The organism is Flavobacterium sediminis (assembly GCF_003148385.1).
GTDB classification, from domain to species: domain Bacteria; phylum Bacteroidota; class Bacteroidia; order Flavobacteriales; family Flavobacteriaceae; genus Flavobacterium; species Flavobacterium sediminis.
This window is the reverse complement of sequence record NZ_CP029463.1, coordinates 3,402,183-3,423,933: the sequence shown is the minus strand read 5'-3', so window position 1 is coordinate 3,423,933 and position 21,751 is coordinate 3,402,183. Positions and strand designations below refer to the sequence as shown.

The following is a 21,751-nucleotide window of genomic DNA, read 5'->3' as shown; positions in this document are numbered from 1 at the left end:
GCAAGTTAACTTTTTTTGTAAAACAGAACTGATAATTATGAGATATTTTGTTCGTAAACTTCCAGTTTATTGTGAACTTTAGTTATTTCCTTATCAATATAAGCCTGTGCGTAATGAACATAACGATTAAAAGAACTACTGGCATGGCTATGTCCGCTGATTTTACGAACTAAATGCTCAGGCATTCCTAAAATTAATAAGGTTGTAATCGCAGTTCTACGCATCATATGAGAACTCATATTATCACAAAAACGTTCTTTATCTTTCTTAGCTGTTACTTTTTTTGCTTTTCCTTGTTTTTCTCTGGAAACTTCAACAGTATCTGTAAAACCTGCCATTTCACCTATTCGTTTTAGAGAACGGTTAAAGTTAGACAAATTCTTTTCTCCGAATATTGTAATCCTTTCACTTGTTGGACGATATTTTTTGTAAATATCAACAGCATACCCCGGCAATTTGATGTAACTATAGGTTTTTGTCTTTTTAGACTTTAATTTCAAATACCACTCTCCGTCATTTTTTTCAAAATTTTTATTTTTAAGTAAAAAGATGTCTGAGAACCGCAATCCGGTGGTACACCCAAAAACAAAAATATCTTTTATCTTTCTTTGTGTAGAAACCAGCTTACGATCAAACGCTTTATCATGAATTAAGAACTTCAATTGTTCGGGGGACAAAACTAAAATGTCGATCTGTTCTTTTCTGACATAAAATTGTTTGTGAAAATCTCCTGTATAAATATCTTTTTCTTCTTTTAAATAATTAAAAAAGACCCGAATAACTTTTATATTGGCTCCAACATAATTGTCAAAGCAGCCTTTTTTATACATGTATTCGGTAAAGTTCTTATAAAATTTTTTCCAATAATTCTTTTCAGATTGTAATTCTCTTTTGGTTAACCGTAAAATACTGCAAACGCGAAGTTCAAAATTAGTATCTGTTGAGAACCGAATTAAATTTTTAAGAACATAGCTATAATTTTCAATGCTTCTGGAAGTTATACGCTCACCATTTTTCTTTAACCGCTTACCCGTTTCAGAATCTCGAATAAATTGCTTAAACAAAGGGATAAAAGGTTGTGTTTTTTTCATGTATTCAAGTTTCGCCAAAAATACATTTTTTATTGTTATTTTTTTGTAGATTTGAACGACAAAACGTTCTTAAAAATCCTAAAAAAAGTCCGGTTTTTAGCTTCAAAAAAAGACGAAAATTGCCAAATTGTGCATTTTTTAAACTTAAACAAAGTTTTAAAACCCCAGTTTTTACTGCTTATAAAAGTATTTTGACTACTATCCTTTCGGAAGCCTTATACCGGATAGACACGCATCAAGCGCTGCCTATCGTTACGGATTCCAAGGACAAGAAAAAGATGATGAAGTTAAAGGGGAAGGGAATAGTTATAATTTTACTTTCCGTATGCACGACCCACGTGTGGGTAGGTTTTTTGCTGTTGATCCTTTATCAGGGCAATTTCCATGGAATTCACCTTATGCTTTTAGTGAAAATAAAGTAATACATGGTATAGAATTTGAAGGTTTAGAATTTGATAATATAAATGTGGATTATGGATTTAAAGTAACTTTATCATTTAGTAATAATATAAAAATAAAAGCAAGTGTTTACACAGCTTTTACGAATGATAAACATGGTTTAGCTGTTAATATTATGAATAATAATGGAAGTATGGTTACAAATTTTGCATATGTTCCAAAAATTTCATATTCAATAACAGCAAATGAAAATAGAATAGATTTTAGCGGAAATATAGGGGCTCTTAATCCTATTAGATTTTCAATTAATAATTTTAGTCCTTTGGATAAGTATTATAATTCTGGAAATTCAGAAGGAACAATTAGCAATGTAGGTTTAGGTATTGGTTATAATTTTTTCAGTAGAAGAATGACCTTAGGAATTGTTAATCAAAAGCTTGAAACTGGCTTAAATACAGTTCCTACAGAAATTAATGGGGCAACACCGATATCCAGTTTCTCTCCTACACTTATTGAAAATAATGTGGCTGATTTAAAACCGCAATCAAATTTAACTTTAAATTTAGGCGGTTCATTTACTTATCAATTGGATAACGGATTAGGAGATAAGGTAACAATAAAGAAAAATATATTTTCAGGCGAAACAAATGATGAGAAAACCCAAGAGTTGATAAATCAAGAAAAAGAAAAGAATGATAAGCTTGAAGAACAGAAAAAAACACCTTTAGAGCAAAAACTCAATAAACAAATTAAAGAAGCATCTAAAACTAAAGGAAAAGTGTCAGCTTCAAATGTTAAAAGTGCTTTTAACATAATAAAGAAATTATTAGACTAATTATGAAAAAGGTTATATTAATATTATTAACATTTTGTTTAACTAGTAATAACTTTTTTGCTCAGCATGATTCAAAAGTACATTTTGATAACTCTAAATCATTTGCCGAGAGAAAAAAATTTAAAGAAGCGTTAATTGAAATTGATAAAGCATTAGAGATAGATAGCTTAAACCGGAATTATTTATTGCAAAAAATTAAAATACAATATTATAGTTCTAAATGCTTAGATGCATTTGAAACGCTAAAAAAGCTTATGCAATCTAATAATAAATTAGATGATGAAATAGTATCTTATTTTTGTGATCTTTCGGATTGTATTCAAGAACCTGAGATGGCAACTGAAATATTAAGAAAATATGTTGATGATAAAAAATTTAAAGCACCTGAAATGTTAATACGATTAGGGCAAAGATATTACAACATAAAAGAATATGATAAATCGGTCTATTATTACAGAGAAGCAATAAGAATAGAACCAAAAGATATAAATGCGATAATTGATTTAGCAAAAATTTTATATTCTTTCAAAGGCAATAAGGAAGCTAAAGCTGAATTAATTAAGGGCTAGAAAACAATAAAGATAATATCTTGTTACTAACATATTTAGTGAGTTATTATTATAATGAAAATGATATAGAAGCAGCTTTAAAGATTGAAGATAAAATAATAGAATTAGAATACAAACCAGAACACTTAGCAAGTAGAGCCATGCTATATGAGTCATTGGAAAACAGATCTAAGGCATATGATGATTATAATAGAATAATTGAATTGACTGAATGTGATTTAGAGTATTTTATAAAAATTTTACAATATGAATTTGAAAATAAAATGTATGAAAAAGTAATTGAGAATAGCCATAAACTTATAGCATGTGATAAAAAAAATGAAAGTATAGTTTTAGACGGATTATATACATCATTATTTTTTTGTAATGATATAGCTAATGGTAATTTTTTTTTAAATAAAAAATTAGAACTTAATCCGGATAATTTTAACCCTTATTATATAAAAGCTATTATTTTATTAAAAGATGAACAATATGAGAGGGCATTAAATTATTTGGACTTAGCACTAAAAGCAAAGGATATTAATAAAGAGAATATAACAAGTGTTAACCTTTTAAAATTAGGTTGTTATTTATTGAAAGAGGATTATGATAGGTTTGTTGATTGTTGGAAAATAGCTAATATAAAATCACTTAATGATAATTTAAATTTTATTTTTTTAGAGAATTATAATGCTGAAAAAGTAAAGATTAATTTAGAGTTCAATAGAAATGAAGGCATTATTAATTCGACTATAATAGTTCCAACAAAAGTTTTTATTTTATTAAAAGAAAAATATGGTTTAATAATAAATTGAAAGATTAAAACGCTGCCTATTAATAAAAATAAATTATAATAGAAACCCCTATAACTAAAAAGCTTAGTATTTCATACTAAGCTTTTTAGTTATCCCCTTTTAAAACTTCTGATTTCTTTACCAAAAGAAACAATAACGGAGTCTTTATAAATCTCTTTAACCAATAAGCCCTCAATATCACTATTCAATCTAACGCGTTCTAAGCGATTATTTATTTTTAGTAATATCAATTCCTCACTTTTATCTTGTGATTTAATGTAGCCAAAATATTTAACGACTGGGAAGGGTTTTGTAACCTTAGGCTCAACGCTTCTTTTAGGAATAGAAGGTTGTACAATGATCCTGGGACTAGGATGATCTTCTTTTTTGGTTAGTATCTTACCTAAAAAAGGGTCTCTGATAAGCGGTTGTAAATTGAACGTATCTTTTTTAATTTGAGTGATTACCGGAGCGGAAAACTCCTCAGGAGTATAAGCTATATCATTATTTGCAAAAAAACGATTGACATATTTATACAGTACGGTGCCCCATAATGCTACTACAACTGCTATCAGTACTATATTAATATGTTTCTTCGTCATTTTAGTTTACTGTAAATGTGAAATAACTACTTGGTGTTCCTGTATTTCCGGCTGCGTCTTTTGCTGTAACTCTCCAATAATAATCCCCTGTTGATGTAAAACTTTGTGAAAAAGTTGTACCGCTTACATTAGATGATTGCAAAATATTGGTAAAGGCACTGTCTGAAGCAATTTCAATAACGTATGATATGGCTGACTGGATTGTTCCGGAATCAGCAGGTATGGTCCAACTAAAACTAATGGTCTGATTAACTGTCTGTGTTGAACTGTTGGCCGGTAAACTGTTTTGTGGTTGGTTCGGGTTCACCGTATCAATTGAGAAAGTTCGTGAAGTATAGGTCGACGTTTCGGAAATGCTATTGATTGCTTTTACTTTCCAAGTATAGCTCCCGTCTTGAGAAATAATCGTATTGTTCAGGGTTACACTGGTTGTCGTTATATTATCCTGTTGGTATACAATTGTGCCTCCTGTTGAATTATTTACAATCTCTAATTTGTAATAATCAGCAACGGGTAACTCATCCCAAGCCAATGTAAACGTAGTGGAATTGGTTACAAAATTAGTAACCGGACTTGATAAGATCACTTGTTGGTCAGTTAAGTCAAAAGATTCATTTACTTCAAAATATACAGGAAAAGAATAGGTAGACTCATACGCTGAATTTTCACCTCTTACACGCCATTGGTATCCGCCTTCAGCCATTGGTAAAGAAACATTAACAGCACTTACAAGTGTATCATATACTTTTATTTGATACAGATCGTAGATCTGTACTCTGTAATCATCGGCTCCGTCTAATTCATTCCATTGAAAAGTCACCACGTTACTCTCAATAACATCTCCTTCTGACGGGTAAGTCGTTTGCACTATATCATTTGAGATATCTTCCTCTAATATATCATCACATGATATGAATGATAATAGGCCTAACATTAAAAACAAGTAAGAAGTCTTCATATTTTATTTTTTTATTTTTTCATTTCATAATTCTGAAACAAAACTCTAACATGCAACTGTTCTGTAGTGTTACTCTTTTTTACTTTGTAAAAATGAGTACTGACTACTCTTGATAAGTTAAATTTCGTTTCAAAATCATATACTAATTGCAATAATTTATTAAGATCACCAGTTACGTCTAACTGATGGGTATACGCTCTGTAATCATCTCCTTCAAAGGTATGGATACTTTGCATACTATTGATTGAAATTCCGTCGTGATGGGTGGCAAAATTAACGATCTCTTGCTGTACTACATCACTGGCAATATTTTGAGTTCCCAAATAATTATCATATTGGGCAATTTCTTTTGATAGCTTTTCTAAACTAACGGATTTTTTCTTGATTTCTTCCGAAAGTGTTGTCAATTCTTTATTCTCTTTATACGTTGTTATTAAATTCTTGAAAGAACGCTTATAAGCAGTTACTCCTAACATTATAAAAATGATAAGTAAAGCAAGTGTTTTCTGTTTATAAGTATACTGTTCAAACATTATTTAACCCAAATAGCAATTGTAAATTGTGTATTATTTCTTTTGTCTTTTTTTAAAGCTTCAATCTCAAATTTTTGTAACCATTCTAATTTTTTAATGGTTCTCAACCAATCATTAAAATCGTCTTCATCAACTGTTACTCCTTTGACTATTATCGTTTTTGCCTCGATCTCAACCTTTTCTTTATTTTTTACTTCTTTTACAACCGGATACACATCAATATCGGTTAACGCTATTGATGAAGGGACTGAGGCTGCTAATTCATAAGAATAAAAGCTTAAAAATTTATCCGATAACAATCCTACATCTCGTATGATTCCTTCTTTATCCTTTTTTTGTTTTTCGAGCTCCAGAATCTGTTGATAAACTTTGTTAGAATAAACATTCTGTATATTCAATTCGGCATTTTTTGAAGAATAATATTGGATCCCGAAATAACTTGCTGTCAAAGCAACCAGAAAACCAACCAACATGGTTATTCCTATAGCTGAAAATATTTTTTTATAGATCTGCTCTTCTCCGGCATTGGTTTCAAATTCCGATTTTGAAATGCTTTCAGTATTGATAAAAAATTGAATTCCGACTGCATATAAAGGCAAAAGGTAATTGCTTAACGTGTTATCTCCTAAATGATAATTCTTGTTTTGGGATTCCAATTGCTTTTTAAAACCGATCAATAGATTATTCTCAAATTCCAGTTCAGTTTCATTAGCTAATATTACAGTCTGATTGATCTGTTCAGCAAGTAAAACCGTTGGGAAATTCCCGATATAAAAATCGATCAAGGCAATCTTAGCCGTTTGTAAATAGGAAATCCATTCTTCTACAATATTTTTTCTGCAAAAAGATATGAATAGTGCCTGATCTGTTTTATAACTGGTATGATAAATAGAATTATAATCAATATTTTTCTGCCAGGCCAAATCTGTTTCATTCGAAAAATCGATCTTTTTATTCAGGACCCCTTTTCCGTCAACAACAAGGATCACAGGGAGCTTAGTATCTACGATCGATAGCAATTCGTTTTTTGTTTCCGTTGTTGCCGAATTGACTATTTTTAATTCGTTTTTGTCTTTTTTTAATGATAAAACAGTATACTTCTCTTTGTCGGTATCCTGACAGATTCCCACAATTTGAATACGATCAATCGCTATTATTTTAGACAAAAAAGGTAACATTAATATACGATAGTAGGTTTTATGAAGATGTGTAATTTCGATTTTCCTTTTGATTTCACTTTACTGCTAAAGAACCATTTCAAAACAGGAATTCTTGAAATAAGCGGTACTCCGGTACCGGTATCTTCTTTTTTTAATTCATCTAAACCTCCTAACAATACCATCTCATTATTCTTTACTCTGACTAAGGATTCAAATTTTTGAGATGTTTTCCCCGGCGGTGCATTTTCTCCGGCTCTTGCTAGGAAGGAGCTCTTTTCAACATTAATATTTAGTGTGACATTTTCGTCAGTAGAAACAAACGGTTTTATTTTAACACTTAAATTAGCATCGGTAGATTTCCATGTACCCGATTGTAGTACATCACCACCTGTTCCTACATTACTGGTCAATAGTCGGTTCGTTTGCTCAAAATAATAGCTAGTTTCACCGATAGACAAATTCGCTTCATGTCCGCTTAAAGTTGCTATTTTGGGAGTAGATTCTATCTTAATAATGGAATTATTCTCTAACAACTGAAGGTTAAGATAGAACGCATCGGTTACTTTTCCTAATTTAATAAAACCTATTCCGTTAAAGGCATCTATCAGATTATTAACAGATGAGCTGTTTAATGTCATATCTGTTGAAGGAAATAGGACCCCGCTTGTTGTAGTTTGATTGATCTTATCCAGGCCGGCCTTTAAACCGGTTTGTATTTCGTATGATTTGTTATACTGAACAATAATTACTTCAATCTGAACTAAGGGAACTACTTTATCAATTTGTTTGAGGTATAATTTCATTTCCTCAATTGCAGTTCTTGAACCAGATACGATCAAAGCATTCAATTCCACAAATTCTTTAATTTCAACTTTTTCAGAAAACACTTTCGGAAGCGATTGTAATACAGACTCAATGGAACGATTCTCTAATTGGATCATTTCTGTTGAACGCAATCCTTGTGTGGATTGCTCTCCAATCAAATAAAAATCATCCTGTTTTCTAAAGGTAAATTTTTTTCCTTTAAAAACGTGTTCTAATAATTCATCAAATGTTATTTTTGAAACCATTAAAGACGTTTTTTCGTCTTTAGGCATATCATAGATAAAGTAATTGATATTCAGTTTTTCAGCAGCTTCAATTAATAAGCCCGTTGCATCGGCCTGATTTGCTTTAACATCTAAAAAGCCTTTGTCATCAACTGTTATGTCATAAAAGCCTTCTCCATCGGGAGACTCTGATCTTTGTCTTGATCTGGAGTTATTTCTTCCGCCTGAAACAGTCGGATTGCTTTCTTTCGGTTCGGTATTTTTTTCTAAATAATAAAATCCGTTATCGTCTTTAGTTGCAATTAAATCATTTGATTTTGCCATCATTTCTATAACCTGATCGAACGGACGATTTAAAATATAGGAAGATACTTTCAGTGTTTTGATATCCGGTGCCAGAACAATATTTTTTCCGGAACGATCAATAATTGCTTGCGCAACAGAAGGTAATGAATCGTTTTGAAGTTTAACCGATAAAAAATCATTTTGAGGATTATAGCTGACATCAATCGGTTTTGGCTCTTTTTTAACAATGACTTTTACTTCTTTTCGCTTTTTGAAGGTCAAAATATTACTCATAAATCCGACTTCAAGGTCGTATTTTTGAGTTAAGAACAAAAAGGCATCTTTAACCGTTACATCATGAAAAGTATTGACTACAGGGATGTTCAGATCACTATCGACACTTACATTCAATTGATGTTCTTCTGCAATTGCCATGATTAAATCGTAAAGTGACAACCCGGATACATCAATTTTTACCACTTCGTTTATACTAGGCTTGATCTTCGCAAATTCATCAAACTTCTGTCCTAATAAAGTAATATCTTCCTGTGCAAAAATGGCATTGGAGAATAAACAAAGGGCAATGATAGTTGTAAGTTTTTTTAACATTTCTTATACGTTTAGCAGTATTGAGTATATTTCATCTAACGATGTTTCCCCCTTAGTTAGTACATCAAAAGCTTTATCCGGAAGCGATTTATAATTTTCATCTTCTTCGAAATAAGAGGTAATCGTATTATTTTTTATAGCATTAGCAATCGGCAAATTTATAGGAATTACATCATAAATAGCTGTACGGCCTTTATATCCGGTATGATAGCATTCATTACATCCTTTTGGCTTATATAAGCTGTCAACTTCATACGGGATTTTAAAACTTTCCGGAAAATCTTTACAATCAAAATGAGTTTCTTCCTTACAATGCTGACAAAGTTTACGAACCAGTCGTTGTGCAACAGACAAATTTAGAGTTTCGGCAATCAGATAAGGAGGTACGCCCATATCAATCAAACGGGATACTGTTCCTACCGCTGAATTCGTATGTATCGTAGACAATACTAAATGCCCGGTCAAGGAAGCTCTGATAGCCATTAATGCGGTTTCTGAATCCCGAATTTCTCCCAGCATGATAACATCCGGATCCTGACGTAAAAATGATCGTAACGCAGCGGCAAAGGTCAATCCGATATCTTCTTTTAGCTGAACCTGATTAATTCCTTTTAAAGTATATTCAATAGGATCTTCAACAGTTACAATATTACTTTTGCTATTATTCAACAAACGTAAAGTAGCATATAAAGTTGTGGTCTTACCGGAACCGGTTGGTCCGCTAATCAAAATAATACCATTAGGTTTTTTAACAGCTTCCAGATATTTTTCTAATTCCTCTTTTTGAAAACCTAAGGAGGTAAGATCAATATTGGATGCGTCCTGACCTAACAAACGCATTACAATCTTTTCACCGTATAATGTCGGTAAAATAGAAACGCGGACATCAAAACTGCCTGTTGTGATCCTTCCGTCTTGCGGCAAGCGCTTTTCGGTAATATTCAACTTTGAGCGTATTTTGATCTTATTGACCAATTCCAGATAATTATCTTGTTCTATTTTGTAACGTTCAATTAATTGACCATCAATCCTAAAACGAATTCGGGCAGAACTTTCATATACTTCGCAATGAATATCACTACTTTTTAGACTCTTAGCCTCTGATAATAAATTTTCCAAGAAATCTCCGGTGGTAACTGATAGTGTCTTATTGGAATTTTCGATTCGTTCTTTTCGATAATAAATTGATAATGCTTTATTGACCTGCTCTTCAGTAGTTGGCACTAACCGAATATTTTTACCGACTAATAACTCTAATTCTTCCTGAATTTCATGAGTTGCGTTTTGTTCCCAACAAAAGAATGACACTTCACTATCTGTCACAGTTTGAGGAACTATTTTGTAATAGTTAGCCAAATCCGCTGAAATGATGTGTAAATTTTCGCTATGAACAATGATCTCTTCCATTTTTACCAACGAATTAAAGTGATTTTCTGATAAGGGATCATTATATCTTTGATCACAAAGATAAGAAGTAACAATGCTGAAAGTCCGGCTAACGGCACTGAATTATGTTGAATATATTTTCGAAAAATTTTTTGTGCTACGATAGCAAAAATCATTGATAACACAAAAAAAAGAATGTATTGATGTAATAGAAACAACGGTGTAATCGCTATGTAGAATAATAAATCACCCAATCCGAAATAATTAGTAAACGGGTTAAGTAATTGCTTTTTTTTACCACTCATATACAGAACCAAAACACCAAGAGTTACTACCAAAAATAATAAATTGATAACTGTTATTTTTAAAATTTTGAAATGCCAACCTGATAAAAAATAAGCACTGATAAAAGTAATAACGGGCAATACGATATGAATATGACGAAACTTTACATCTTGCCAGAAAATAAATAAAAGACTGATCACAAAAGCGATAAAAAGAAAAGGCATCATTCTTTTACGACTTCTTTTAATGCTTTTTTATCGTTTATTTCCCAAGTATTATAGGCACCGTCTCCATCTAGATCTGAAACAGAAGTTGCACGAGCTAAAAAGGAGTTGTTAGTCGCTTCAACGATCTCAATGCGGTATACTGCCTGACCACCGTCTTCAACAGTAAGTTCTTGTTCAAAACCTATTTCTTCTAAGTTGTTAGAATATTTTGAAAAACGATAAAAATAACTTTTCTCTAAACCATATACCTGATTTAACATGGCTTGGGCTTCAATTGCTTTAGCCTGACTGATTACTGAAGTTTGGTTAGGCAATACCATTAATAATAGTATTCCGATAATACATAACACAATTAAGATCTCTGTCAAAGAGTAAGCTTTTACATAAGCTTTTTTGGATCGCTTATATAAAGTGCGTAAATATTTAAACTTCATAAGTAATTTTGTTTTGGTACCGCAACAAAAATACAAACTTTAAGGAAATACATATAAAAAATAATACAGATTTTTAACAAATGTATTTTTATTGATTTTTCTATGTTTTTTATAGTCAATTACTAAACTTATTCCTGCAAATTATCAATATAATAAATTATTAATTTAAAGCATTTAGTTTTTATATTAAATGCTGTTTTTGAAATGCTTAAATTTTAAAATTTGTTTTATGTCTTGGTTTATACTACATTATTTTTATTATTGTAATTTAATATCAATAGTTAATATAGTAAACGAAATCTATTTTGACTAATAAAAAACAGAATACCATTTTTTGGTACTCTGTTTATTGCTTTATTTATAACTCATAATCTTTTTTGATAAAAATAAAGATTAAAACCTTTTAAAATGTTATACGCTTGATTTACAATACTTGCTCCAACTTTGAAATACTTTTGTCGCGATTATCACGAGTTGTAACGCTCTTGGTTTTATTTAGTGGTACGCGAAAGGATTTCGCAGTAGCGGGCGAAACATTACCCTATTTCCATTTAACCTCTTTTATTATCAATGTATTTAGACTGTTATTTATTAATACAGCTTTCAAATAATACCCACTCATCATTGTAGAGTCAGAAATCTCATACGAATAATATTCGCCATATTTCTTCCAACAATCTTTTTGCAATGAATCGCCTAAATTATTATAAATATGATATGCAATCTTTTCTCTTTCTATATCATTCAATTTATACAAAAAACTAGTAGAATAGTCTTGAAGAGTATTATTAGAATCATACTTTATAACATCAACTTTATTAGGAATACTTATTTTAAGATAGTTTTCAAAATCTCCTTTTTTATCATTATTTGAACAACTTGTCAATAAAAATATAAAAAAAATAAGTACAATAGCTTTAAATTTCATTATATGTTAAATTAAAAAATATTATTGATGATCTTCACCATTATTTGGTTTTGAAGTTCTTGAAGGATCTATGAAATTATTACCATCATTTAAATATAATTCACCTCCTTCTTGTTGTATTACATCTAAACTACCTTCAATAACAAAAGGGTTTCCTGCAAGGAAAACATTAGCTATACGTGTCTGCATTTCTGCGAAAAAGGGTCTATCTCCTGGATTAAAATCATACACATCGTTAAAAATTACTTTTCCTATAAATTGCTTTTTATTCGTTTTTTCATTTATCGAAATTTTACCAACAAGAACAACAGTAGTATTTCCTAAAGTTCCCGATGTTCCTGAATAAGTTTCAAAAGGCTTTGTGAAGTCTTTTTCTTCACCTTTCTTAATTTCTCCTTGTGATGCAAAGTCAAAAAAGCCTAATTTAACATTTTTCTCATAACGAGGAAACACTTCCAACATTTCGTCCCTATTAAGAGTATATTTTTCACCTTTACCAAACGAATAATGATCTATCAAATTTAATGCTGTTTCATTATTGTAAAATGGTAATTTAAACATTGCTGAATTAAGTTCTCTATTACCTCTATTGTGAATTTGATCATAAACATCTAGTATTTCTTCTGTAGTAGCATCATTACTTGATAATTTAAATGCTAAATTCATATCTAATCTGGCTTCAATTCCTTGTTCTTCTAACCCTTCTAACTCGACATAAGCAATAACTTTATTACCGCTAAATGAATATGGTGTATAATGAGGGTATTCTTTAGTCAATGGGTCAACTGCAAAGAACCTTCCCACTCTAGGGTCGTGCATTCTAAACTTGTAATTTAAGCTATTCCCTTCCCCTTTAACTTCATCATCTTTTTCTTGTCCTTGGAATCCGTAACGATAGGCAGCGCTTGATGCGTGTCTATCCGGTATAAGGCTTCCGAAAGGATAGTAGTCAAAATACTTTTATAAGCAGTAAAAACTGGGGTTTTAAAACTTTGTTTAAGTTTAAAAAATGCACAATTTGGCAATTTTCGTCTTTTTTTGAAGCTAAAAACCGGACTTTTTTTAGGATTTTTAAGAACGTTTTGTCGCTCAAATTTATAAATAAATTATTTCAAAATTTTATAATGTTGAATTTTTTTGAGTATTTAGGTTGTAAGATCAATAGTATTTTTAAAACTTTTATTCAAAACTCCATTTTCTTCTGAGAAAGATATGGACTTATTCCCATATATGAATGTTATAATGCATATGATTGAGTACTTTGGAAACTTAAGTTGATTATATTAAAATATAGTAAAAATATGATAGAATAGTAAATAAATTACGGAATGATCGTTTTTGGAACAGACTAAAGAAGATTATTTCATTATAATAGGTATGGAGCAGACTCTTTTTTGCAGAAGAAATGAATTAGAAGATGCTATAAAATAGCAATTTAGCTTAAGTTTTTTTCATAGAGGAGTTTAGCATCAGAATCTTTTTTCAGTTTAAAGCCCATTTTGTTTATAAAATGAATAGCACTTGTGTTGTAAACGGAAGTTTCGCTCATTAATGTTTGAAAATGATTTTGTTTCAGAAGGTTAATCACTAAGGAAAAGGTTTCTTTCATGTAGCCTTTTCCTTTGTAATTAGAATGTATTGTTCCTCCGATAAAGATTTCACTCTGTTCTTCGTTACATTGATGCAGAGCACAATCACCGATTAGGATATTCGGATCTACTTTTAATTTAATAACGTATACGATATGGCATAAAGACAAGATTCTTTGAGTGAACTCTTCATGGTTTTCATGGAATAAAAATATAGATTCCTCAAAAATCTGATGTTCTATTCTGTCTTTATATAGTTCGAAATAATCATCTGAATTTTCCAGTCTTAATTTTTCCAATATAACTTTTGTTCCTTCAACAGTTGTAGGAAAGTCGTTGAGTTTAGTTTTTTTCATTTTCTCCTTTCTATCATGTTTAAATATTACCGGAAATTACAAAGAGAACAGTAAACCATTCTGATTATCTTTTTTAAAAGGTATAATTTTGAGGAATACCAAACGTTTTACAGATAGTTTTCGATTAAACTTTCAGCAAAGCGCAACAAGGTTACCAATCCCGTTTTTCTGTTTTTTGCTTTTTCTTTGAACTCATTAAGCCTATCAGCTTCTAAATATCTTCCTTTTATAAAAACGGCTTTCGGGTTTTTCAATATTGAAATATTGTCTAAAGGATTGGAATCGGTCAGAATTAAATTGGCAATTTTACCTTTTTCAACAGTTCCCGATTCATTGAATAGTTTTATTTCTGTTGAAGGATTTACGGTAGCTGTCTTAAGGGCTTCGTAAGGAGATAATCCGGCTTCAATAAAATATCCTAATTCCTCATGTATTGCAAATCCCGGTTGATTGAATACGATTCCGGCATCTGTTCCACATAATAATTTTACTCCGGAGTCATGAAGCTGTTTTACGATGTATAAATGAAACCGGTGTTGCTTTTTAATATTTGCTAAGGTTTCGGGGTTATAGTATTGTTCGCTTGTCCATCGGTTATAGTCATTAACAGAACCTAAACTCATCAGTGTCGGATTCATATATTCACCGCCTTTTGTAGTTTTGATTAATTCTTCGTTTTCAATAATATCTATTATATTCTGATAAATTGTCAATGTAGGCGTATGTGCCATTTTTGCATCAACATAATCCTGAACGACTTTTTGTAATGCCAGACTATCCAATTTGTATTGCAAAGCATTCTGGACAATATCTTCGGTATGTTCAATACTTTGTATGGCTTGTTTAAAATGGTATTCGTAAGGGACTTCAAAACTAGGATGGGCTACAACCGGCATATCGTTTTTTTCTGATTCCCGAAGAATAGCATCAAAAATGTCTTCAGGAACACCTGCATAAGTTTTAACCAAATCATAGCCTTGCTCATGAAAATGGTGTAAGAGCTCTTCAGCATGTTTGGCATTTTTTACACCTAATTGATCAAATTCGGCATTTTGCGCGCCGGTTAATTTTGGTGTTGTTGTGATGAATAGGGGAGCCAATAATTTATCATGATTAGTATCTTTCTTGAAACGTAAATGAAAAGGCATACCCCACGCATTTCTTACAGCAGTAACTCCATTAGCCAGATACAAGCCAAATTCCTGCTTATCCCAAACATGGACATGCGCGTCTATCAGTCCGGGAGATAAGAACTTTCCTTTTCCTTCAATTACGGTAACGTCTATTTCAGGAATGTCCCCTGAGATCGATTCAATTTTACCATCTCGTATCAGTACGTTTTGGTGTAGTACTACCGTATCTTTTGTCATAGGAATAACGTTAACATCTTTGATCAGGTAGCTGTTTTCTGTGAGAAGATTTTCGTCAGTAATATTTAAATAACGGGTTTGGTATGAATCGACTATAAAAGCGATGATGCAGGTGAGAAGCAGGATTAAAATTAGTCCTGCTATTGTTCTAAAAAAATATTTTATGTATTTCATAATCATGTATTTAATTGCTTTAAAAACTAAAAAAGCATAGTCATTTGCAAAACTATAGTTTTATAAATTATTTTCGGGTTAAGTTTAAATTATCATTTATAGTTTTTGTTGCATAAGAATATCTTTTATTACGTTTTGCATTTTTTGAGGTTCATACATCGGTATTTGATGTCCGATGCCTTCAAACCAATACAATTCTTTTTGGGGAGCTTTAAGTTTGTTGTAAAATTTTTCGGTGAATTCAAAGCTTGTTGTTAGGTCTTGGTTACCAATAAAAATATAGGTCGGACAATGTAAGACGGGCAATTGTTTTAATAGCTTTATTTGATAAAGCTCTTTGTAAAGAGGCATCCATTTTTGTCCCCAATCTTTGAAATAACTATAATAACTTTGAAAGTCTTCGTCAGACATTTTTTCTCCTTTAAAATCAGTAATCCATTTGAATTGAATCGCCATATCTTCAATGCTTTCATAAGGAATACTAATCGATTTAAGTTCATTAATAGCTGTTATGTTGCCTTTCTTTTTATAATAGTTCAGAAGTTTTCTTTGTACCAGTTTCTGACTTTTGTTAAGATCTACTAAAGGACTTATGGCTATTAATGCCTGAATCTTGTCCGGGTAAGTTTCAGCCAAGTGAAAACCTAATACCGTTCCCCATGAATTAGCGACTATTAGTATGTTTTTTTTATCAAATTCTTTCAAGAGAAACATTAAAACCTCTTCTGCATCTTGTTTCATGATCGAAAGAGTAGGCAATGTGTCAGAAGTGTTTAATTTTCGGGTGTTCCCGGATTCTCTCTGATCCCAATGAACAACAAGATAATCTTGCTCTAATAGGTTAGTGATCTGATCTCTGTGTCGGGAAGAAGCGGCTCCGGGGCCGCCATGTAGGTATAGCAAGATAGGGTTGTTTTTGTTTCCTTTTATATTGACAGATTGTTTTATTTTTCCGATTTCGATTACTTGTATCGTGTCAATTTCTTGACTATATAAGTTTAGACTAACCGATAGAAATACAAGAAAAAGGATCAGTTTCTTTTTTACTGAACTTTTAGTGTATGAAGTACCTGAAACCGTTTTTGCTAATGTGTCAGCGGTTTTATACTTTTTTAAAAATGACGTCATTATAAATTTAAAAATTGATTTAGTTTACTTTCCACATTCTGGATAAAATTTTGAAATACAGCCTGATGCTCTGCTGTTGAAACATCGTAATTAGTTAAAATAAAATAGCCTTGGTTCTTAACGCTATCAAAAGCCAAATTACAACTTATTCCCGGGTCTCCGCCGGAATGTTCTATCGTATTGCCGTTAAGTATCCAGAAAATACTATGATTAAAGGCGGTTTCAGTAAAAAGCATTTGATAATAATTGGGGGCAAATAAGGTGTTTGAAATTCCCATATTTCCTTTTATCATATCTTCTAAAAACTTTGATAAATCATCATTATTAGTTTTCATAAAACCATCAGGATATGAATCACAACTGTAGAACGGAAACGGGATATTTTTTTCAAAGTATACATTTGAATACGCATAACCCGGATCCCCAAGATGATATTCAAAGCCGGTTTGATCCATTGCTAAAGGTTCTAAAATATATGTTTGCACAAATTCTCTATACGGCATTTGTGATCTAAGTTCAATGAGATAGGCTGTTAAAGAGGAGGCTATATTCGAATAAGAATAAGCGGTTCCCGGAGGATTTGAGGTAAAATTATTCAGTTGGTATAAATTTCCGGAGGGATAGTAATAATCCTCAATTAAGGCTTGTAATGTTCTGGGACTTCTGACTTCAAATTGAGCGTCTAACAATAACTGAGCTCCTTCAGTGCTTAAATCCTGATTCGGCAGTAGGTAATATGTAGATAAAATAGTATTCGGGTTATCTACTAATCCCGAGGAGTGTTGTACTAAATGTTTGATCCGGATCTCTGAATTAGTGTTCAGAGGATTATTTATCGGTTGAGGAAGAATATCGTTTATCGGTGTTTCTAAATCAAAAAGACCTAATTCAATACATTTTACAACAGCAACAGCAATAAAAGTTTTACTGATCGAACCGATGGGTTGAAGCGTTTGGTTAGTATAGGGCAATTCCAGTTCTTCATTTCTGTTTCCAAAGCTATTTTGGTAGGTTATACTACCGTTTTTCACTGTTGCAACAGTAAACCCCGGGATCGGAGTATGAACAGAAAGCGCTTCTAATGCTGTTGTAAGATCATTTGCAGTAGTGATTGTAGTTGGAGTATCGTCTTTTTCACAACCTAAAAAAAGAATCCCTGTGACTATTAAAAATAGATTTTTCATGTTTTTTTATTTTAAAAAGAATAACCGATCGAAAACTCACCTAAAAACGGGTTGATAAAATCATAACTGTCTTCCCATGAATCAACAGCCGTGTTTATAGCCATATTGTTTAAGGATGTTTTTTTATCTTTAAAGGAAATACCGTAACCGAAAGCAAGATTTAGGTTGAATCCGTTTTTCCAAACCCATCTTTTTCCGATATTTAATCCTATGGTCACTTCCGGTATTTTAAAGTCAAATTTCTGAGCATTGATTTCACCTTCTCCTTTGTATAAACGATATCTCGTGTAAGCCCCTGCATAAAAAGAGTTCATTTCTCCTGAAAAATGCCTTCTGTAATTTAAAATAAATGCCTTACCGTTAGATTCAATCGTTGCGGCAGTATAGGTTTTTGGGATGGCTTCATAATCCAATCGGACAACAATGCCGTTTTTGGGCGTAATTAAGTACTCATAGTTAGCCGAAAAGATGCCGAAAGCCATTCCGGCAGGGCAAAAGTTAATAGCGTGTCGCTTAAATGGTTTCTTTGGTTCTTCATGTTCCTGAGCTTGTGTAGTATTTGGTCCGAGAGCGAACAAAAGAAAGAATGCGAATTTTAATAATTGATTTTTTGTTGATGATGACATTGTTCTTTATTTTTTATAAATAGTATGAATGATCTCTTAAAGAAGAGATTGAATTTTTTCGCTGCAAATTTGCGATGCAATAGTATGGGAATCGTCCTGAATTATAATTCGGGACGTATTTAAACTATCATACGATTTTAAATAGGAGAGAGGTCAGAAAGACGTTTTTAGAAGAAAAGATTACCTTTTGTTGGCTTTTAGCCAAGAGCTGGGAGTGGTCTTCTCATTTTTTTTAAAGAAATTATTAAAAACACTTTTAGAGTTAAAACCACTGTCATACGCTAAACCTAATAATGTAATGTTTTCATTTTCAGGTAAAAGTGCAATAGATTTAAAGTGTGTTAATCGTTTCTTATTGACAAACTCGTTAAAGTTCATTCCCATAACTTCATTGATCAGATAAGATAATTTATTAGGAGAAGTATGTAAGGCTTCAGCAACAGTATTTAAGCTTAGTTGCGGATCTAAAAAAGGCTTGTCATGATCAAAATAAGAAAGTAATTCTTCTTTAAGTTGGGATTGTTCCTGTTCGTTGAGAATTACTTTCGACGTTTCTTTACCGGAAACAGGAAGTGTAATATCATCATACGATAAATTGCTGACATTGAGTGTAAAAAACTCCTTGTTAGTCTGTAGCGGTTTTAATAAAGGTTCAAATTTATAATTTAAGATCTGTCCGCGTTTCTGGTCGATATACGATCTTAAGATGTCAAATGCTAAGGCTGTATACCGAGTATTGGCAAGAATGAAAAGTTCAAAGAGCGTTATTTGATTTCTTTCCAAAGGCTTGTCTGTAAAGCTTGCTAAAACGTCCTGTGGTAATTCATTACGACCGCTGTTGACACAATCAAAAAGCAAATGGATCTTTTCCCATAAAGGGTTGTTCTTAAAAGTATTTGTAAGTTCTTCTTTTCTGTTTAATGAAATTAAACAAAGTGCTTTTTTGTGATAGGCCAAGTCAAAATCCGGACGTAAGTTTATGGCTCTTGAAATGTGGTGTAAAGCCGTTTCAAAATCTCTTTTGTAATAGTGTATGTTTGCGTACGTATAATGATTATTAGCCGATAAAGGATCTACTTCAAGTAATTTGTCTGCATATACTAAAGCTTCTTTAAAAAAACCATGAGCCAGGAATAATTCGGCCATAGCCTCTAAGCCATCTATATGATTGGGGTTAATCGCCAAAACTTCATTAATGTAATGATAAGCAGATTTAAAATCCCATTCGCCCCAAAAGCTTCTGCCTACAAACGATAACGGATATTCGGGCAATTGAGTGTCTAATGCTTTAGCCTTCAGGAAATTTGTAATTGCCTTCTCCATTCCTTCTTCTTGCGGCATATAGCCCCAAGTAACGAGCAAACCATAGCATTGTAAATTGGCATAATAAGCTTTAGCGTAATTAATGTCTTTTGAAATAGCGTTATCGTAATATGTAATTGCTTTTTTCAGAGATTCGGGCGTCCATTGCAATTGAAGTGAACGACCTTTTAAGAACAGTTCGTAGGCATCTACATTGGTAGTACTGTTTTTAACCAAGTGTTCTTGAATCTCAAAATACCCGAAATTGTTTCGGATCTCATTAGCAATCAATAAACTGACTTCGTCCTGTAATTCAAAAATATCGTTTAATTGGCTGTCAAAGTTTTTAGACCAAAAATGAGTACCGTCAACGGTATCGATCAGCTGAGCTGTAATACGCACTTTATTAACGGACTTTCTAACACTTCCTTCTAAAATTGTTACAACGCCTAATTGTTTCCCTATTTCTCTGACATCAATATTCTTGCCTTTAAGCGCAAAGGAAGAGGTTCGGGCAATAACTTTCAGTCCATTGATCTTTGTTAGGGCATTAATTATTTCTTCGGTAATTCCGTCGCTGAAATATTCGTTTTCAATATCATTACTCATATTAACAAACGGAAGAACCGCTATGGATGTTTTAGCCGTTTGTGTGTCGTTATGTGTAGCAGTGTCTGGCAATTATTATTTTGTAAGAAATGGTTTGAATAGCAAAAATAATGTATTCTGTTTATATATGATGATGAAATAAAAATTGTGAAGAAATAATCTGGAAAAAATTTTTAAAATAGATTGTCTGTCTATTAAAATTTTAATTTATATAATTATTAGTGATTTTTTTAATATAACGTTCAATTAGTTCAATTTTTTCACCCCAATATTGTACAGCTTTTTCTAAATTAACTTTTCGGTTCTTTTTTGTACCTGTTTTAAATTCACTTGGAATGCTAAAAAGAAATTCACAGTTTTTATTCTGATCTTTATTTCTTTCACTTTCATTTTCCGGTTCAATTCTATTTGACCAAAATCGTCTGTGCTTTATATAGACTTCTTTTTCCTGTTCTAAGAATTGAATTAAACTTTCTTTGTCTTTTGGAATATAGCCTGGACCTGAACAACCGCAGGAATGAAAAGTAATTCCGGTTTCATATAGTCTTTCTACATGATTCCATGCCTTTAGGTCTTTTTTTGGGGAGATTTGAAATCTAATCCCATATTTGCAGTCAGTCCGCCACACTCTGGACATTTGTAGGATTGAGATTCTATAGTTTTGGAATATGCTACCTCTCTGTCAATATCAATGAGTAACCTCCTTTTAAATGTTTTTCGACATTCAAAACATGCATAATGTTGTTTATATGAATTAGTTCCGTATCTACACACTTTTTAAAACTTTTAACTAAGAATGTTTTTTAATGACTGTGGGATATATTTGAAAAGCAATTTATGAATTATATAAAAAAAAAGACAAAATACTTTTTAGTATTTTGTCTTTTTTGTGGAGTCGGAGAGAATCGAACTCTCGTCCAAACAAGCAATCGAAGAGCTTTCTACACGCTTAGTTTTCACTTGGATTTTCGACTAAAAGCTAGACTGAAAACGGTCACTTTTAGCTTAGCTTTACAAGTGTCAAAGTGGGGTTAAAGCTTTACCACTTCTAGGTCTACTTTTACGGTTCTCCTGAGCCAAACGCCATAAACCAAGGCTTTTGAGGAGAATCTAGCTTTCCGCCCTCGGCGGAACTAGGCAAATCTTACTATAATTCAGATTAAGCAGCTAAAGCGTAATTATTTTCGCCGTTTAATGTTCGTATAGCAGATATTTACGAGCCTACCATACTTGGCTCGGCGTGCTTACTAATCAATTCCACTCGCTGTCAAAACCAGTCGACCCCAT

The 21,751-nt window shown here is 31.9% G+C and carries 19 protein-coding genes, 1 other RNA gene and 2 pseudogenes; 3 read left to right on the top strand and 19 right to left on the bottom strand.

The window, feature by feature from the left end:
* Window positions 1-35 precede the first annotated feature (35 nt).
* Complete coding sequence (locus DI487_RS15920; protein WP_109570536.1) at window positions 36-1,091, bottom strand: tyrosine-type recombinase/integrase; 1,056 nt, start codon at window positions 1,089-1,091, stop codon at window positions 36-38.
* A 208-nt stretch (window positions 1,092-1,299) separates the two neighbouring features.
* On the opposite strand from DI487_RS15920, the pseudogene DI487_RS15915 reads away from it, so the two are divergent.
* The 3 genes and pseudogenes from DI487_RS15915 to DI487_RS15905 all read left to right on the top strand — a co-directional run.
* A pseudogene (locus tag DI487_RS15915) lies at window positions 1,300-2,325 on the top strand (RHS repeat domain-containing protein); the annotation flags it as partial.
* A 2-nt stretch (window positions 2,326-2,327) separates the two neighbouring features.
* Window positions 2,328-2,894, top strand: coding sequence for a tetratricopeptide repeat protein (locus DI487_RS15910; protein WP_109570534.1), 567 nt, complete (start codon window positions 2,328-2,330; stop codon window positions 2,892-2,894).
* A gap of 20 nt (window positions 2,895-2,914) precedes the next feature.
* Window positions 2,915-3,691 (top strand): tetratricopeptide repeat protein, encoded by a 777-nt coding sequence (locus DI487_RS15905; protein ID WP_146193517.1) that lies wholly within the window; start codon window positions 2,915-2,917, stop codon window positions 3,689-3,691.
* Between the two features lie 89 nt (window positions 3,692-3,780).
* Here DI487_RS15905 and DI487_RS15900 read toward each other — a convergent pair whose 3' ends face one another.
* The 18 genes and pseudogenes from DI487_RS15900 to ssrA all read right to left on the bottom strand — a co-directional run bounded on the left by DI487_RS15900 (window position 3,781) and on the right by ssrA (window position 21,749).
* The gene (locus DI487_RS15900) at window positions 3,781-4,272 is read right to left on the bottom strand and encodes a hypothetical protein (RefSeq protein WP_109570532.1); all 492 of its coding nucleotides are present in this window, start codon (window positions 4,270-4,272) and stop codon (window positions 3,781-3,783) included.
* A gap of 1 nt (window position 4,273) precedes the next feature.
* Window positions 4,274-5,230, bottom strand: a complete 957-nt coding sequence (locus DI487_RS15895) for a hypothetical protein (RefSeq protein ID WP_146193514.1) — start codon at window positions 5,228-5,230, stop codon at window positions 4,274-4,276.
* Window positions 5,231-5,241: 11 nt separating this feature from the next.
* Window positions 5,242-5,763, bottom strand: a complete 522-nt coding sequence (locus tag DI487_RS15890; protein ID WP_109570530.1) for a hypothetical protein — start codon at window positions 5,761-5,763, stop codon at window positions 5,242-5,244.
* A complete protein-coding gene (locus DI487_RS15885; RefSeq protein WP_146193511.1) occupies window positions 5,763-6,929 on the bottom strand; it encodes a PilN domain-containing protein in 1,167 nt (388 codons plus the stop codon). Before DI487_RS15885 ends, DI487_RS15890 begins: the two co-directional genes overlap by 1 nt.
* A gap of 11 nt (window positions 6,930-6,940) precedes the next feature.
* Entirely contained in the window at window positions 6,941-8,866 is a 1,926-nt protein-coding gene (locus DI487_RS15880; protein ID WP_109570528.1) for a type II secretion system protein GspD, read from the bottom strand.
* Window positions 8,867-8,869: 3 nt separating this feature from the next.
* Window positions 8,870-10,273, bottom strand: coding sequence for a GspE/PulE family protein (locus DI487_RS15875; RefSeq protein ID WP_109570527.1), 1,404 nt, complete (start codon window positions 10,271-10,273; stop codon window positions 8,870-8,872).
* Between the two features lie 2 nt (window positions 10,274-10,275).
* Window positions 10,276-10,764 carry a hypothetical protein gene (locus DI487_RS15870; protein WP_146193509.1) on the bottom strand — a complete coding sequence of 163 codons (489 nt, stop codon included), beginning with the start codon at window positions 10,762-10,764 and terminating at the stop codon, window positions 10,276-10,278.
* Entirely contained in the window at window positions 10,761-11,198 is a 438-nt protein-coding gene (locus tag DI487_RS15865) for a type IV pilin protein (RefSeq protein WP_109570525.1), read from the bottom strand. Before DI487_RS15865 ends, DI487_RS15870 begins: the two co-directional genes overlap by 4 nt.
* 541 nt (window positions 11,199-11,739) lie before the next feature.
* Window positions 11,740-12,126: a hypothetical protein gene (locus DI487_RS15860; RefSeq protein WP_109570524.1), complete on the bottom strand. Its 387-nt coding sequence runs from the start codon at window positions 12,124-12,126 to the stop codon at window positions 11,740-11,742.
* Between the two features lie 21 nt (window positions 12,127-12,147).
* Window positions 12,148-13,062 (bottom strand): annotated as a pseudogene (locus tag DI487_RS15855) (RHS repeat-associated core domain-containing protein); the annotation flags it as partial.
* 499 nt (window positions 13,063-13,561) lie between these two features.
* Window positions 13,562-14,071 carry a GNAT family N-acetyltransferase gene (locus DI487_RS15845; protein ID WP_109570521.1) on the bottom strand — a complete coding sequence of 170 codons (510 nt, stop codon included), beginning with the start codon at window positions 14,069-14,071 and terminating at the stop codon, window positions 13,562-13,564.
* A gap of 107 nt (window positions 14,072-14,178) precedes the next feature.
* Window positions 14,179-15,615, bottom strand: a complete 1,437-nt coding sequence (locus tag DI487_RS15840; RefSeq protein WP_170108226.1) for an amidohydrolase family protein — start codon at window positions 15,613-15,615, stop codon at window positions 14,179-14,181.
* A 96-nt stretch (window positions 15,616-15,711) separates the two neighbouring features.
* A complete protein-coding gene (locus tag DI487_RS15835; protein ID WP_109570519.1) occupies window positions 15,712-16,743 on the bottom strand; it encodes an alpha/beta hydrolase family protein in 1,032 nt (343 codons plus the stop codon).
* Complete coding sequence (locus DI487_RS15830) at window positions 16,743-17,927, bottom strand: serine hydrolase domain-containing protein (protein ID WP_109570518.1); 1,185 nt, start codon at window positions 17,925-17,927, stop codon at window positions 16,743-16,745. Before DI487_RS15830 ends, DI487_RS15835 begins: the two co-directional genes overlap by 1 nt.
* Window positions 17,928-17,938: 11 nt before the next feature.
* Window positions 17,939-18,553, bottom strand: coding sequence for a DUF3575 domain-containing protein (locus tag DI487_RS15825; protein WP_109570517.1), 615 nt, complete (start codon window positions 18,551-18,553; stop codon window positions 17,939-17,941).
* Between the two features lie 180 nt (window positions 18,554-18,733).
* Complete coding sequence (locus DI487_RS15820) at window positions 18,734-20,536, bottom strand: helix-turn-helix domain-containing protein (RefSeq protein WP_245896459.1); 1,803 nt, start codon at window positions 20,534-20,536, stop codon at window positions 18,734-18,736.
* Window positions 20,537-20,666: 130 nt separating this feature from the next.
* Window positions 20,667-21,101, bottom strand: a complete 435-nt coding sequence (locus tag DI487_RS15815; protein ID WP_245896457.1) for a hypothetical protein — start codon at window positions 21,099-21,101, stop codon at window positions 20,667-20,669.
* 250 nt (window positions 21,102-21,351) lie between these two features.
* Window positions 21,352-21,749: a transfer-messenger RNA gene (gene ssrA / locus DI487_RS15810) on the bottom strand.
* Window positions 21,750-21,751 lie beyond the last annotated feature (2 nt).